At 62.6% G+C, this 14,710-nt stretch carries 15 protein-coding genes; 14 read left to right on the top strand and 1 reads right to left on the bottom strand.

Features of this window, described 5'->3' with window-relative positions; translation table 11 throughout:
* Positions 1–11 precede the first annotated feature (11 nt).
* Positions 12–1,475 carry a tetratricopeptide repeat protein gene (locus tag B8784_RS20070; RefSeq protein WP_084399868.1) on the bottom strand — a complete coding sequence of 488 codons (1,464 nt, stop codon included), beginning with the start codon at positions 1,473–1,475 and terminating at the stop codon, positions 12–14.
* A gap of 169 nt (positions 1,476–1,644) precedes the next feature.
* Between B8784_RS20070 and B8784_RS21710 the strand changes: the two genes are divergently transcribed.
* The 14 genes from B8784_RS21710 to B8784_RS20005 form a co-directional block, all read left to right on the top strand.
* A complete protein-coding gene (locus B8784_RS21710) occupies positions 1,645–1,794 on the top strand; it encodes a hypothetical protein (protein WP_158085765.1) in 150 nt (49 codons plus the stop codon).
* A complete protein-coding gene (locus tag B8784_RS20065) occupies positions 1,791–2,879 on the top strand; it encodes a hypothetical protein (RefSeq protein ID WP_084399867.1) in 1,089 nt (362 codons plus the stop codon). The genes B8784_RS21710 and B8784_RS20065 overlap by 4 nt, the downstream gene beginning before the upstream one ends.
* A gap of 502 nt (positions 2,880–3,381) precedes the next feature.
* Positions 3,382–4,233 carry a DNA -binding domain-containing protein gene (locus tag B8784_RS20060; RefSeq protein ID WP_158085764.1) on the top strand — a complete coding sequence of 284 codons (852 nt, stop codon included), beginning with the start codon at positions 3,382–3,384 and terminating at the stop codon, positions 4,231–4,233.
* A gap of 185 nt (positions 4,234–4,418) precedes the next feature.
* A complete protein-coding gene (locus B8784_RS20055) occupies positions 4,419–4,919 on the top strand; it encodes an RNA polymerase sigma factor (RefSeq protein WP_158085763.1) in 501 nt (166 codons plus the stop codon).
* A 139-nt stretch (positions 4,920–5,058) separates the two neighbouring features.
* Positions 5,059–6,021 carry a FecR family protein gene (locus B8784_RS20050; RefSeq protein WP_158085762.1) on the top strand — a complete coding sequence of 321 codons (963 nt, stop codon included), beginning with the start codon at positions 5,059–5,061 and terminating at the stop codon, positions 6,019–6,021.
* Between the two features lie 144 nt (positions 6,022–6,165).
* The gene (locus B8784_RS20045) at positions 6,166–8,784 is read left to right on the top strand and encodes a TonB-dependent siderophore receptor (protein ID WP_084399863.1); all 2,619 of its coding nucleotides are present in this window, start codon (positions 6,166–6,168) and stop codon (positions 8,782–8,784) included.
* A 3-nt stretch (positions 8,785–8,787) separates the two neighbouring features.
* Complete coding sequence (locus B8784_RS20040) at positions 8,788–9,084, top strand: hypothetical protein (RefSeq protein WP_084399862.1); 297 nt, start codon at positions 8,788–8,790, stop codon at positions 9,082–9,084.
* Positions 9,081–10,682 carry a PepSY-associated TM helix domain-containing protein gene (locus tag B8784_RS20035; protein ID WP_233356262.1) on the top strand — a complete coding sequence of 534 codons (1,602 nt, stop codon included), beginning with the start codon at positions 9,081–9,083 and terminating at the stop codon, positions 10,680–10,682. The genes B8784_RS20040 and B8784_RS20035 overlap by 4 nt, the downstream gene beginning before the upstream one ends.
* Entirely contained in the window at positions 10,682–11,002 is a 321-nt protein-coding gene (locus B8784_RS20030) for a DUF3325 domain-containing protein (protein WP_084399861.1), read from the top strand. Before B8784_RS20035 ends, B8784_RS20030 begins: the two co-directional genes overlap by 1 nt.
* Positions 10,999–11,757, top strand: a complete 759-nt coding sequence (locus tag B8784_RS20025; RefSeq protein WP_084399860.1) for a DUF4198 domain-containing protein — start codon at positions 10,999–11,001, stop codon at positions 11,755–11,757. The genes B8784_RS20030 and B8784_RS20025 overlap by 4 nt, the downstream gene beginning before the upstream one ends.
* Positions 11,758–11,807: 50 nt before the next feature.
* Positions 11,808–12,581, top strand: a complete 774-nt coding sequence (gene exbB, locus B8784_RS20020; protein ID WP_169712635.1) for a tonB-system energizer ExbB — start codon at positions 11,808–11,810, stop codon at positions 12,579–12,581.
* A 7-nt stretch (positions 12,582–12,588) separates the two neighbouring features.
* On the top strand, positions 12,589–13,014 hold the full coding sequence (gene exbD / locus B8784_RS20015) for a TonB system transport protein ExbD (RefSeq protein ID WP_084399858.1): 426 nt from the start codon (positions 12,589–12,591) through the stop codon (positions 13,012–13,014).
* Positions 13,011–13,817, top strand: coding sequence for a TonB family protein (locus B8784_RS20010; RefSeq protein WP_084399857.1), 807 nt, complete (start codon positions 13,011–13,013; stop codon positions 13,815–13,817). The genes exbD and B8784_RS20010 overlap by 4 nt, the downstream gene beginning before the upstream one ends.
* Positions 13,818–14,030: 213 nt before the next feature.
* Positions 14,031–14,710, top strand: a 680-nt coding sequence (locus B8784_RS20005; protein WP_143435654.1) for a class I adenylate-forming enzyme family protein, incomplete at its 3' end; no start/stop codon positions are given.

The raw sequence follows: 14,710 nt of genomic DNA, 5'->3' as shown, positions 1-14,710 counted from the left end.
GGCGGCATGTCTTACCGGGCAGGGGAGGCCTCTTCACTCGGCGCTGTCAGTCGCAAAACCCTCGCGCGCGCTTCCTCAAGGCCGTTCGGAACGGCGGCGCCATCCGGGATCACGAAAATGGTCCCTCGCAGGTCGTGAACGGTTTCGGTCAATGTCAGGGGGTCGAGCACAAGATAGGCGTCCGCCGATTGCTTGCTCTCATAGAGAAGCGATTGACGGTCGTGCTCGGTCAAGTTCGTCAGGGCTCCCATCTCCTCTGCCGCCAGATAATCGATCCAGGTGAAAATCCGGATGTTGCAGGCGTCCGCGATGGCGGCGAGGGCGCGCTGATCCTCTTTTTGCTCAGTGCGCAGCGCCGATGCAGTTTCCGCGCAAAGCACTGCCTGGCGTTGCGCGGCCGGCGCCTCGGCATATTCAAGCTGCGCGCGCATGACCCCGGCGGCGTTCCATCGCCGGTCGGCAAAGCTCAATAGCTCCTCGGCGCGCTTCAGGTCTTTGCGGACATCGCCTTTGCCGGCGACCAGAAGGTTCGCTGCTTGCCTGGCGGCGCTTTCCTGAATATTGATGTTCGACGGCCGATAGAAGACGACATCGCGCCAGCGAAATCCGCCGCGGACAAGCACCATGTCCGGTATGGGGTCCGGACGCACGGCATGTTCGATCGCACGTTCATACCAATTGAGCGCCCGCCGGAGGTCCGGCTCCACCCCGTCATCGCCTCTTTCATAGGTTTCGCCCAGCCGGACCATCGCGCCAAGCGAGCCTTGCGCCGCCGCTTTCTCCTTCCAGGCAAACGCGTCCGCCCGGTCGAACCATGCGCCAAGCGCTTCCTGCGCCTCAAGATCCCCGGCCTGCGCCGCAATCAGATAGTATTGCTGCACATACTCCCTGGAATACTCGGCGGGCCGGCTGCGGATGACGTTGGCATATTCCGAAGCGGCTGCCGCGACCCCCGCATCGGCGAGTGCCTTGAGACGGCGCATTCTTTCCGGCCTGTCCGGGTGATTTTGCCCGGGCGACAATTGCAGAGCGTAGGCCGTCTCCGACAGCGCGTCACCCTTGTCTGCCGCCTTGCGCAGCACAGCCTTCACATGCTCGAAATTGCGCGAGTCATCCCGAGCGATGAAATAGAACATCGCATAATTGTACATCGCCGCTGGCAGCTCTTCCTGGGCGAGAACGAAGAATTGATCTCGCGCATTCAGGCTCAGGCGCTTCTTTTCGGCGCGCGTCAGCGGCTTGCCGCTCTCGAAGCGCGCCCGGCGGTAATCGATGACGGCGACATTGTTGCGGCTGATCGGATCGCCGAAGGCTGCCAGACGGCTGTAGCGTTCACGGGCTTTATCCATCTCGCCGCGCAGCGCCGCCTGATAGGCAGTTTCGCGGTAAAGCGCCTGCGGCGCGCCTGCGAACACCAGAGCGCCGAGCGCGGTCAGGACGCCGAGGAACAAAAGCGTAATCTTGGTCGGAGTCATCTCGCACACTCCTCGTTGATCCGCATTGCAGAACCATTAAATCTGTCGTTGAAAGTGGTCGAGACCATTCGAATTGAAGGTAACGGACGGATTAAATCGATGGAGCAATCAGGGCCCAGATCTGAGAAGCGGGTACGAGGGTGTGCGTCCTTTACTCGCTCGGGCGGATATGATCCGGCTGGCTGCCGGCTTCCCCGATTCCGGCGCAACCCTGGAGACGGCGATGCTGCGCCAATTGAGCCGGGGCTTTTTTTGCGCATCGATTTTGCGCTTCGATGATGAGGAAGTTCTGGCGCGCAAAACAGGTTGTGACGAATGATGAATTTCGCTGTCGCTACAGTTGCAGCTTTGGTGTTGGCTGTGTCGCTCCCCGCGTGCGCGCAGAGCGACACAGAAAATGACGCCGAGACAAATGCTGCAGAGCATGTGGACAGGTTACTTTCCCCGGGCGAGAACAAGGTCATAACGGGATCCACGGCAGAGGCGTTTGAAATTCCCGGGCCTCGCGAGAAGCGCCCGACATGTGTGCTGCCTGAGGCGTCGCGCGACGCCGAGATTGTCACGGTAAAGGGGGTTAATTCGGAAGCCCTGTCGACGGTGGCGCTTGGTGACATAAACCGGACGACCTATGCGCTTCAGCTTGAGGTCGAGCGCGGCGACGTCCCGCTTTATCTTGTGCTCAACGCAATCAACACCGCTCTCTGGACATTTGACGGAGCGGTTGAGCGTGTCGAGAAAGTCGTAGTTCAGCAGGGTCTCTATGAACCTGCCGGCGTGGCTGGCTTGCCCGCAGAAAAAGTCGTGTTCGTTCCGAAAAGGGCGTGCATCGAGCATGTCGAGCTTACTCGAAGTGGTATCGTTCCGTCTTCGAAACCCGACCCCGAATTGAATAGCGCGCTCGGCCGCGCCCCAGATCACGTTCTGTCGTACCAGAACATCAACAAGGTCGCTGTCCCTTCAGGTGAGGTTCTCGACCCTGACGGGAACGATCTCACCAATAATGGATATGGCGGCCGGTCGCCTGAATTCACCGGAAGGCAGAGCGAGAGCGTTCGTCTCTGGCATCCGTCCGGGGTGATCGAGATCAATCCGGACGAAGTGGTCTCGGAGGGCCATGTCGTTGCCTATGACGTGCTCCCGGAAGCTGCTGGTCTTCAGCAACTGATAGACGAAGGCAGAATCCGGAAAATAGGGACGGGACGTCACGATCATGATCGCTACGAGATCCTGAAACCGTTCCCGCGCATACCGGCCGGCTTGTCCGGCGCGAGATCTGTCGAATTCGTTCTTCCTGCAGGCATTCCTGTGCCGGAGGTTGCACGGAGCCATTCCGTCGTGATCCGGGCCGAGACCGGAGAATGCATCGCCGGGAGGCTCTGTCCAGAGTACAATTCGGGCGACTGAGACGCGCATCGGTGCTGTACCAGGCCCACATCGCGAGACGCCAGGCGTTCCTGGCAAGCGTTTCCAGCCGCGATAGACCGTTCACACGGCCCTGTCCTTGTTCTCTTCATGTGTCTGCACGCCGATTGCGCGTCCGGTCACATATCTGACCCGGTGCCCGCGGGCGCGATGTCCCGTACTGGGGCGGCGGCACATCTTCTGTCGCGGCTGCTGCAGCGGGCATGGCAGGGGCGATTGTTCGGACAGGGAGCGGGACCGGCTCCGTCGCGCATACTGTTGATCCCGGCCGAGGTCGGCACATCGGTCTGTCTTCCAACCGGGGAAAAAGGTCTATTTTTGAGGGTCTTGGGAAAAATGAGGTCGTGTGCTCGCCCAATCATTGGGTGAGGGGATCACGGTCCGGCTGTTGTGATTGCTACAGGATCGGATTGGTCCCGCTCAAGGCTTTCTACCTTGGATGGCACGGGTCTTGCGCGAATTCTCTCAGCCAGGGAGTCCGGCGATGAAGACTTACACCTTGAAGAGCGATGGCGTGCTGAAGCGCTATGATTATCTCTGGCGGCTGACCTCGGACCGCTGGGCCTGGGAATATCTCCGCCGCAATCCGGTCTTTCTGGAGGATGCCAGGAGCAGGCGCGCAGACGACATTGCCGAGCGGCGGGCCTGCGATGACCGGATCCGGATTATCCGGCCGCGCCGTGAACAGACCCTCGCCCAGCGCTGGGGGCTTGTGCTCATGCCCGATCCCGATCTCGATGCCCTCCAGGCCGATGTGATCTGGCAGCAGGATGTGTTTCCCGACCAGTTCGAGGTCCATGTCAGCCCGCGGCCGCCCGGCGAGACCTGCAGCATCTTCGACCGCACAGTCCCGGTCTTCGACATCACCCATGTCACCGACCGTGAGGGCCGGGAAGCGCTGTTGCTGCGCGGCAATGGCGGGGTGATACAGGTCCGCTGCACAGGGCTCTCGCTGCTCAGCCTCGAACCGGTCCGCATGAAGCTGCAGGTCGGCGATGTCGATGCCTATGAAAGCCGGATGCGGACCTACAGGGAGGCCATGGCGACCTATGGCCCCGACCCGGCGGCACAGACGCCGCTCTGGACCAAGCGGACCCAGATCCTTCGCGACGGGCTGATCGCGCTCGACTGCCAGGCCCTCGGCTTTAGCCGGAAAGAGATTGCATGCGTGCTTTATGGAAGGGACGCTGCCGAGGAGGCCTGGCGCTCCGGGTCAGCGCACATGAAAGACAGCGTACGCTATCTGGTTCGCAAGGCGCGGGGGCTTCGTGACCGTGGCTACCTTCTGGACCTTCTCGGGGCCCGCCTCGAGACCATGAATCCGCTTCTGGGCTGAAGGTCGCCGGGGCACCTCAAATGCATCGAAAATGACCGTTATTATGCGGCGCGGCCCGGGGCAGGGAGCGGATGCAACGGACCAATTTGCGCCTTGCCAAAGCTGGAGAGGACGACTATGCGGATGCGAATAAGTCGCAGTTTCGGGTCGGTGGCCCGGACCGCCTTCAGTTCACAGGGCCAGATTTGAGCGAGACCCCCCTCATACAGGCATATCGCGATAATGAGGCTGACATCGTCGAATTTCTTGCCCGACGCATGAAGTCGGCTCCAAATGCCCGCGACGTCGTTCAGGACCTTTGCGTCAAGATCTGGAGCGAGCGCCCGCCCGTCCCCGAACGCAATGCTCGCGGTTATCTTTTCAGAATGGCCGCCAATCTTGCGACAGACTATCAGCGCCGGGAAATCCGGAACGCGCGCGCCTGCACGGCTGTCGAGACAGTGTCTTATGGCAACAGGGCCACGCCAAGCCCGGAAGAGCTGCTGATTACGGCTGACCAGCTTGAGCGGATGAAAGCGGCCGTCGCCAGAATGCCCGACCTCAGTCGCCGTATCTTCTATCTCGCCCGGTTCGAAGGCCTGACGCAGAGGGAAATTGCACGTGAGGTCGGCCTCTCACCGGCAGGCGTTTTCAAGCGTATGCGCCGCGTCATGGAGGAACTGGCCCGTATTCGCGACGAGGACTGAGCCTCGCACATGCAAGGGGGCATGGGGCTGGCATTTCTCTTGAACCGGTAAGCAAAACACGCTTGCAAGCGTCTAAAGGATGCATGGGAGAGGAGAATTGCGCCGAGACTTCCAACCGGGAGGTGGCGCATGCTGCAGGATGGCGAAACGCAAGGATGTCCCCGATTCAGAGCATTCAGCCCGTGCGCAGGCGCGTGCATGGGTGATCCGCGAGCAGTCCGGTCCGTTCGACAAGGCCGACAGGGACGCGCTTGAGGCATGGCTCGCCCGGTCAGATGAAAATCGCCGCGCCCATGAACGGGCGCGATCCCTCTGGCTGGGGCTTGCCCCATTGGAAGAGGCCTTCGCGGCACCGGCAGAAGCCCCCGCGAAAAGGAAACTTGGCCGGCATGCGGGCCTGGGCGGCGCCATCGCGGTGCTGGCCGCCTGTCTTGCGGTCCTGTGGCTTGGATTGCCTGGCTGGATTGTCAGCTGGCAGGCCGACTTCAGCACGGGAACCGGGGAGCAGCTGCGGGCCGACCTGCCCGACGGGAGTATCGCCTATCTCAATACCGCGTCTGCCATTGATGTCGCGTTCAGCGAGGACCGGCGCGTCGTAAGACTGCTCAAGGGCGAAGCCTATTTCGACGTTGAGGAAAACCCCGACCGTCCCTTCTCGGTGCGCGCGGCCGGAGGCGCCGCGACCGCGCTCGGGACAGAATTCATTGTGCGCAGGAACGAGGCCGACACACGCGTGATGACCGTCGAAGGCCTCGTCGGTGTCACCCATGGGGGCGGAGATGAGCCTGTCCGGCTAAAGGCCGGGTTCATGACGCACTATTCGAAGGACGGGATCTCACAGGCGCCGGAAGCATTCGATGTCTCATCCGCCGCCCCCTGGCGGACGGGACGGATCGTCCTGGGCGATCTGCCCCTCCCGGACGCCATCGAAGAGCTCGACCGCTATGTCCCGGGACGGATCCTCCTGATGACGGAGGGCCCATTCGATCGTGTCAGCGGCGTCTTCTCCGTCGACCATGCCCAGGCCGCCATCGAAACGCTGGCGGCGACACATGGCCTACGCGTCAACCGCGTAACCCCCTGGCTGGTGATCCTTCATTAGCCCCGCCGGCGAAAAAATCTGCAACCGGCGGTAAGCAAAGCCCGCACCCGTTCGTCTTTCCCGTGAATGCGATTGAAAACCATTCGCATAAATGGGGCGGCCCGCTTCAGGCGAGGCCCATAAGACAGACACAGGGGTCCAAGGATGCAGACAAAACTCTTCGCGAGAGGCCGGGGCAGTGCGGTTGCCGGACGATCACATACCACGTTGGAAAACAGCTATGCCGTTCAGCTTGGCGTATCGGCCCTGGCACTGGCCGCCGTGATGGTTCTCGCGCCTTCTCCCGCGGCGGCGCAGGCGCAACCGGCTGGCGTCGAGACCATTTCCATTCCGCCGCAGGACCTGAACGGCGCGCTGGAGGAACTGGGCGAAGAAACCGGTCTCCAGATCGCCTACCGCTCTGCCGATGTGGACGGCCGCATGAGTTCCGGCGTGCAAGGCCGCTATCGGCCTCAAGACGCCCTGGCTCTGGTGCTTGCGGGCACGGGCCTGAGTTTCCAGCAGACAGGCGAGGATGCGGTCATGCTTGTTGCGGCCGCAGAGGCCGGGGACGGTGACGGCGCGATCAGGCTTGGCACACTGGGCGTGGCGGGTGAGGCACCTGCCTATCAGCCCGCACCGAGTTCGCTGGCAACCAAAACGACCCTGCCGCTCGAGAAAACGCCGTTCACCATTAATCAGGCCAGCGAAGAACTGATCCGCGAGCGGGGCGACAGCTCGATTTATGAAACGCTTGAGCGCTTTGCCGGTGTCACCAGCGTCAGTTCCAACGGCGATATCGGCCAGTCCATGTCGCGCTCGATCAATGTACGCGGCTTCTCTGTCAGCGGGAACAACCAGCTGCTCATCAACGGCCAGCGGACCTATGGCAGCGCCGGCAGTGCCCGAAGTGCCTATAGTCTTGAGGCGGTCGAAGTCCTGCGTGGGCCAGCCGCTCTTTATTATGGCGCTGCCGAGCCGGGTGGTGTCGTCAACTATGCCTATAAACGTCCCCAGGAAGAGGCGCGCCATGTCGTGCTCGCCTCCACCGATGACCAGGGCAGCTATGGCGGGATGATCGACACGACCGGTCCCCTGAACGAGGGCAAGACGCTGCTCTACAGGCTGGCGGCCGGCTATGACCGCTATGAGGACGATCAGGACCATATCTTCCAGGAGCCCGCGAGCATTCTCGGGGCGCTGACGTTCAAGCCCACGAGCAAGTTCGAGACAACCTTCACCTATGAGTGGCTGGATGTGGAATCGGTCCCCGAGCAGGAGAACAACAAGCTTATCGGGGAAGGGCCGGATGAGGGCGAGTATTATCCGGTCCCGCGCGACTTTTTCTGGGGCAGCCTGAATGACCGCGCCGTGCGCGAGACGCATACCTTCCTCTGGGATGCGCGCTGGGAAGCTTCGGAATATTTCACGATCAAGACCAATGCCACCTATCAGGACTATGAGCAGTGGTGGCAGAATACGCGTATCAACAGTTCACGCGGGTCCGGCAATCCGGCCCCGGATGCCGAAGGCAATGTCCCGCGTTATGTGAGTGGCCGGCAGAGCGAGGGCAGCAGCTGGAGTGTGGGCGCTGACGTCACCGGCATGTTCGATACCGGTCCCTTCTTCCATGAATGGCTTGTCGGTGGCGGCTTCGGCCATGAAGAGGGCCGCAGCAGCGGACGGGCCGTCGCGAGTGAAACCCGCCCTGGCGGCGCGTATGAAGTCGGCCCGATCAACATCTACGACCCTGTCTATCGCGACTGGCCCTATCAGTATCGCATCTGGGACGATCCGCTCGGGGAAAAGAATGAGCGCGAAGACACGAATTTCTACCTGCAGGACCTGATCTCCCTGCCGAACGAGAAGACGCGTGTCATGCTCGCAGCCGGCTGGTCGCAATATGAGGATATTCCCTCCAATCCGGACCAGGCGAACAAGACAGACAAGTGGTCGCCGCGGATTGCGCTGATGCACGACCTCACGCCGGATCTCATGGTCTATGCAAGCTATGGCCAGTCCTTCTCGCCGAACTCGCTCGGCATGCTGGACGGTGCCGGCGATTACATCACCACGCCGCAGGAAGGCAGTCAGTATGAGATCGGCCTGAAGCAGGTCTTCTCGCAGGGGCGCGCCGTGGCAACGGCCTCGGTCTTCAGGATCGAGAAAGAAAATATGCCAATGCCCCTGCAGGATGCGGCTGCAGGCGAATGCGATCCGGAAGCCGCGCCCGCCCCGGGAGAGCCGGCGAGCTTCGACGGGACGGGCGACTGCCGCTACCAGCTGAACGGACTGGAAGTGTCGCAAGGGGCCGAGGTGGAAGTCTCCGGCCGGTTTACCGACTGGTGGTCGGGCACGGCAAGCTATGCCTATCTCGACACAGAATATGACGAGACCGACGATCTTGCCTCACTGGGGCGGACCTTCCCCTACACCCCGAAGCACAACCTCTCGGTCTGGAACAAGTTCGATGTCCTGAGGACCGAGGCCCGCGGCAAGGTGAGCCTTGGTATCGGCGCCACCTATTGGAGCAAGGGGCATGGCAGCTGGGGCGAGCCGGACGCGTCCGGCAATCGCACCTCCTATAATGATGCCTATACGCTCGTGAATGCCGGTCTGTTCTGGGACGATATCGATGTCGGCGGCAAGGATCTGAAGATCTCGCTCAATGTCGATAATCTGTTCGACAAGACCTATTATGACCGCCGGCGCTTCCCGGAAGGGGGCACGATCGTCTGGGGTGATGAGCGCCGCTTCTCGCTCTCGGCCCAGCTGGAGTTCTAGGCGATGGCCGGGGCGATCATCTCCGACGTGCCGGGCAAGCTGAACGTGGCCGCAAGAACGCTCGCGGCCGGCGCCGGCGGCTATCTTCTTTCGGGCAGCTTTGCGGTTGTCACCAAGGCGCTGCTTCCGATGGAACCGAGAGACGCCGGCCTGCTGGCGACCATGCTTGCCTTTATCGTGTTCACAGTGGCTGTCCTCTACGCCTATGCCGTGAGCAGTGCCCGCAAGGCAATGGTCGGCATTTTCGTCCCGGCGCTGGCCCTCTTCGGACTGGTCTTTCTTGTCGGAGGCGGCTCATGAAGAACGGTCTCCGCCAGTCCATGGCCTGGCTGCACACCTGGTCGGGCTTGCTGCTCGGCTGGTTGCTCTTTGCGATCTTCCTGACAGGGACGGTGGCGTATTTCCGCCAGGAGATCACTGTCTGGATGCAGCCGGAAACCCACCATTCCATTCCGGGGCCGGACAGTGCCGCAATCGGCATGGAAAAACTCGCCGAAATTGCTCCGGAGGCCGAAACCTGGTCGATTTCCCTGCCCAATGAACGGGGCAATACGCTCGATGTCGGCTGGCGCAATCCAGACGATCCGCCCGGGCGCAGGGGCGGCCACCGCGAAACCCTGGATGCCGGCACGGGTGATGTCATCGATGCACGCGAGACGGCCGGCGGGAATTTTCTCTACCGCTTCCATTTCGAACTCCACGCCCTGCCACGGAACTGGGCGCGCTGGATCGTCGGCGTGGCCACCTTCTTCATGTTCATCGCGATCATAAGCGGGATCATTACGCACAAGCGGATCTTCAAGGACTTCTTCACCTTCCGCCCGCGCAAGGGGCAACGCTCCTGGCTGGACATGCACAATGTCACCGCCGTCATGGCGCTGCCCTTCCACCTGATGATCACCTATTCGGGCCTGCTTCTCTTCATGTCGACGATCATGCCGTTCGCGGTCGAGGGACGCCACAGGGGGCCGCCCCCTGACCGGGGGGAGGCCGCCATTGTCGAGGTCCAGCGCGATGCCCGCCCCCTGACGGATGTCACGCCTCTTCTCCAGAAGGCGCGCACAGAGTGGGGGCAGGCCGTCGGGCGCATCACCATTTATGAGCCGTCTTCGCCCGATGCCATGATCGAGCTGGCGCCGCTGCGCAATCATGACCTCACCTCGCACAGCGGTTCGGGATCGAACGGGGTCGAGCGCATGACGTTCGACGGCCATTCGGGCGAGCTTCTCGAGAGCACGACCGGGCGGCGCAACGATTCCGTCGTCACCAAGGTCAATAACACGTTCGGCACGCTTCACCGGGCACGCTTCGCCGACACGGGCCTGCGCTGGATCTTCTTCTTTGCGGGCGTGGCGGGAACCGTCATGGTCGGCACCGGTCTGTCGCTCTGGGTCTCGAAGCGTGCGGTCAAGAATGCGAAAGCCGGCAAGGCCAGTCTTGGCTTTCGCCTGGTCGAGCGGTTGAACGCGGGCAGTGTGGCCGGTCTCAGCCTGGCGGTGACGGCCTATTTCTGGGCGAACCGCCTCATACCGGCCGGCGTGGCCAACCGCGCCGACTGGGAGATCAACAGCTTCCTGATCGTCTGGGCCCTGGCGGCCGTCTATGCCTTCCTCCGGCCTGTCGCTCGGGCCTGGATCGAGATCGCTGGCGCCACAGCCATCCTGCTGATCGGACTGCCTGTCCTCAACATGGTGGTGACCGACAGCCATCTCTTCTGGTCCGTGCCGCACGGTCAGTGGATTGTCGCCGGGTTCGACATCATGGCGCTGCTGACCGGGATCTGCTTTGCCTATGCGGCCTGGGTGCTCACGCACCGCAAGGCCGCGCCCAGCCACGCCCGAAAGAGACCGGCCGAAGCGCCGGCACGGGCCGTGGCCTCGCCGGCGGAGGGACATTGATGGCCAGCCTCCTGTCTCTCCTCATTTCCTTTGCAGGCCTTGCCCTGCTGGCGCTCTCCATGGACCGGCATTATCGTCAGGTCTTTGGCGGCTTCGGCAGCGTCAGGCACTCGCAGCGCGTGCGGCTGGCCGGATGGGGGCTGCTGGCCCTCGCCCTCGGTATCCTGTTTGCCGCGCGCGGTTTCGCCTGGGGGCTGACCATCTGGACCGGTCTGCTCACCATTGCCGCCGTCGCGCTGATCCTCCTGCTCACCTATGCGCCGCACACTTTGCGCAGACCCTTTTTCCTCTTCTCGCCAAACCAGGATCCAAGCTCATGATTCCAACATCCCTGCGTGCCCCCGCCGCGCTCGCCGCGCTTCTGTTTGCCAGTGGGCCTATGGCCCATGCGCATGATTTCATCGTCAAACCGGAGGCGGGCCATGCCGAAGCCGGAGAGACGCTGCCTGTCTCGCTCATCGTCACGGAAGTCTATCTGAAGCCGGGCCGCATGCCGCCGGAGGACAGCACGCTGGACCTCATCACGCGCGAGGGCACGGCTTCGGTCGTTGTCGAGGCCGATGACGCCCGAGGGCTCATGGCTGGCACTGTGACCGTTCCGGGGAGCGGGGCCCTTATCCTTCATGGCTATTCAACCCGTTCGCGTCAGAATCGCCAGCCCGAGGGCGAAACCGGCGATCCCGGCATGCTGAAGATGGAATGGTTCTCGAAGGCTCTGATCAATCCGGCCGCAGGCGATGAGATCTTTGCGAAGGCCCTCGGCGACCGGGTCGAGATCATCCCACTTGTCAATCCGGCCGGGCTTCGCCCGGGAGACAGGATGACCGTGAAAGTCCTGTTCGATGGGCAGCCGGTCTCGGCCCGCCTCGGGGCGACGTTCGACGGCTTCAGCGATGAGGAACACGGCTATGTTGTGCGGACCGAAAGCGGCAAGGACGGTCTTGCCTCTTTTACCGTGACCGAACCCGGCCTCTGGTTCGTGCGCAGCAAGGTCAGCCTTGATGAGGACACTCCGACCCATAGCAAATATGAAGGCGCGGCGAATATCGTATTCCCCGTGACAGCTCCGGAATGAAGCGAGTGATCGGACACCTGAACCGCCCTGGCCGGCTTCTGGTTGCCGCCATGATCATGATGACTCCCGCGCCGGCCTTAATCGCCCAGACCTCACCTATGAACGCGGATATTTCACCCAGGCCGGCCGTCCCGCACGATCTCTCGCCCTGGGGCATGTTCATGGCGGCCGACTGGGTCGTGAAAAGTGTCATGATCGGGCTCATTCTCGCATCGATCGCCACCTGGACGGTCTGGCTGGTCAAGACGCTGGAGTTCCGGAAAGTGGCAAAAGGGCTCGAGAGGGACTTGCCGATCCTGTCGGGCATTGCCGGCTATGCAGAGGCGGCCGCGGCCGGCCTGCAGGGCGAGGCCGGCCGTGGTCTGCTTGAGGTCACGCGCAAGGAGCTGAAGCTCTCCTCGGCGGGGCAGAGCGACGAAGGGATCAAGGAACGGCTTGCCTCGGCCCTGTCGCGCGAGGAGGCGCGTTTTGCCCGTGTGCTGTCGGGCGGCACAGGTGTCTTGGCCTCGATCGGGGCGGTGGCGCCCTTTGTCGGCCTGTTCGGAACCGTCTGGGGCATCATGAATGCCTTTATCGGTATTTCCGAAACCCAGACCACCAATCTTGCCGTCGTGGCGCCGGGGATTGCCGAGGCGCTGCTGGCCACCGCCCTCGGTCTCGTCGCGGCCATTCCCGCTGTTGTGATCTACAACTATTTCGCCCGGCGCATCGCGGCCCTGAAAGCGGGCATGGCGGACATGTCGGCCGCCATCATGCGCATCATCTCGCGGGATCTCGACTGCAATGCAGACCTGCGCGCGGTGACGCTCAAAGTCGCGGAGTAGGGACACCATGGCCTTCAAGCTCGATCAGCCGGAGGACGATCTCGGGGAGACCCATGAAATCAATGTGACGCCGTTCATCGATGTCATGCTGGTCCTGCTGATCATCTTCATGGTGGCCGCACCGCTCGCAACCGTCGATATCCCGGTCGATCTGCCGGCAGCCAATGCGGAAACCCCGTCGCGCCCGGATGAGCCGGTTTTCCTGACGCTCAAGCAGGATTTGTCCCTTGCACTCGGCAACGATCCACTTGCCCGGGATGACCTTGCCGCGGCCCTGGAAGCGTCCGGCCATGATCCGGAGACACGCATCTTCCTGCAGGCCGATGAAGCCGTCCCCTATGGCGATCTGATGGATCTGATGAACGATCTGCGCGAGAGCGGCTATCTCAAGATCGCGCTTGTCGGCATGGATCAGGGCCTGGCTGGGCAATGACCGGGGTGGGGCGCCCTTCCGGGACCGGCCGCTGGGCAGGGGCTTTCTGTCTTGTCGCCGCGGCCCATGCGGCGGCCGGCGCGGCGGTGGTCCCCTGGGGCGGACCGGCCTCCGACCCGGTCCAGCCGCTTCCTGCGGCCATCATGATCGATCTTGCACCGGCCCCGGCCGGCCGGGAAGCGCCTCCACCAGAAGAGCCACCGAAACCGGTCGAGGCGCCGAAGCCGAAACCCAAGCCTAAAAAAGTCAAACCCAGGCCAAAACCCGAACCCGTGGTCGAGGAGATCGAGCCGCCTGTCGTGGAAGAGGCCGAGGTGGTTCTTCCGCAGGAACCGGAGGAGGCGCCGGTCAAGGTCGAGCCGGCCGTGCCCGAGGAGGAAAACAGTCCTGTGATGGAGCCGGCGCCTCAGGTGGAGCAGACGCGCGATACGGACGCCGAGGCTGAGGCGGAGCCGCCGCAAAGCGCGGATATTGATGACCGGCCGCCTGCGTCCGGGGCTGCTGCCGCCGATGCCAGGGCGGCCTGGCAGGCCGCTGTGCTTGGCCACCTCGAACGCCACAAGCGCTATCCCTATATGGCCCAGCGAAAGCGGGAGGAGGGGGTTGTTTATGTCCGTTTCGTGATGGACCGTTCGGGGCGCATAATCAGCCGGTCGCTCGAACAGGGTGTTTCCAGCGAAGCGCTCAACGAGGAAGCCACGGCCTTGCTTCGGCGCGCCGAACCGCTGCCGGTCCCGCCGGTCGAGGTGCCGGGGGAGACACTTGAACTCGTCCTGCCCATCCAGTTCTTCATGCGCGACTGATGCAAGGCCGGTGCTGCGACGGATAGGATGAAATCTCCCGGAAATTTTCAATCTCCTTTACTATACCTCCAGCTCAAATGGCCCTTCAAAACGACTTTTTCGGCAGAACCTGACGCAGCGGCAATCCATGCGGTTGAATGCCGGCGGTTCGATCACTAGTGCATTGGGTAAACCCGCATATCCCTGCGGAAGGGGCAGGGGCTGGAGTGATGCATGCCGGACGATTTCTCGCTTTATGATGCCAGACCATGGCAGGCAGCCTATGACAGCACTCTGTGCGAAGGACTCGATGGGAAACGGCCCGATATCCTGCAGGCTTTCCTTGCCCATTGCGAAGTCGGGGGTGAGGCGATCGCCATCCGTTATTTCGACCGGCTGATCAGTTATGGTGAGCTGGACGAGATGAGCTCACATTTCGCCGCTTGGCTCATCCGATCCGGCGCCGTGCAGGGGGACCGCATCTTCATCCTGCTCCAGAATGTCCCGCAATTTGCTATCGCCGCGCTTGGCGCGTGGAAGGCGGGTCTCATCCCTGTGCTTGGCAACCCGATGTACCGCCAGGATGAGTTGGGCAAGCTGATGGCCGATTGTGAGCCGAGCGTCATCCTGTGCCATCCTTCGCAGCGGCCCGCCTTCGAGGCTGTCGCGGGAGAGCGGACCATCCTGACCACGACAGCCGGTGCGATGCAGTCGCGCGGTGACCCCCGCTCCATCCCGGCAGATGAGCCGGACGAAACAGACGCTTTCATGGCGATTCTCGGCACGCAGGCCCATGAGGGGTCACTTTGCGAGCGCATCACCAGCGATCCGGCGCTGCTACTCTACACGTCCGGGACGACCGGCGTGCCCAAGGGCGCGATGCTCACCGCTTCGAACCTGTCCTATAATGCGGC

The sequence above is a fragment of the Henriciella aquimarina genome (assembly GCF_002088975.1).
Lineage (GTDB): Bacteria > Pseudomonadota > Alphaproteobacteria > Caulobacterales > Hyphomonadaceae > Henriciella > Henriciella aquimarina.
This window is presented reverse-complemented; position numbering and strand designations above follow the sequence as displayed.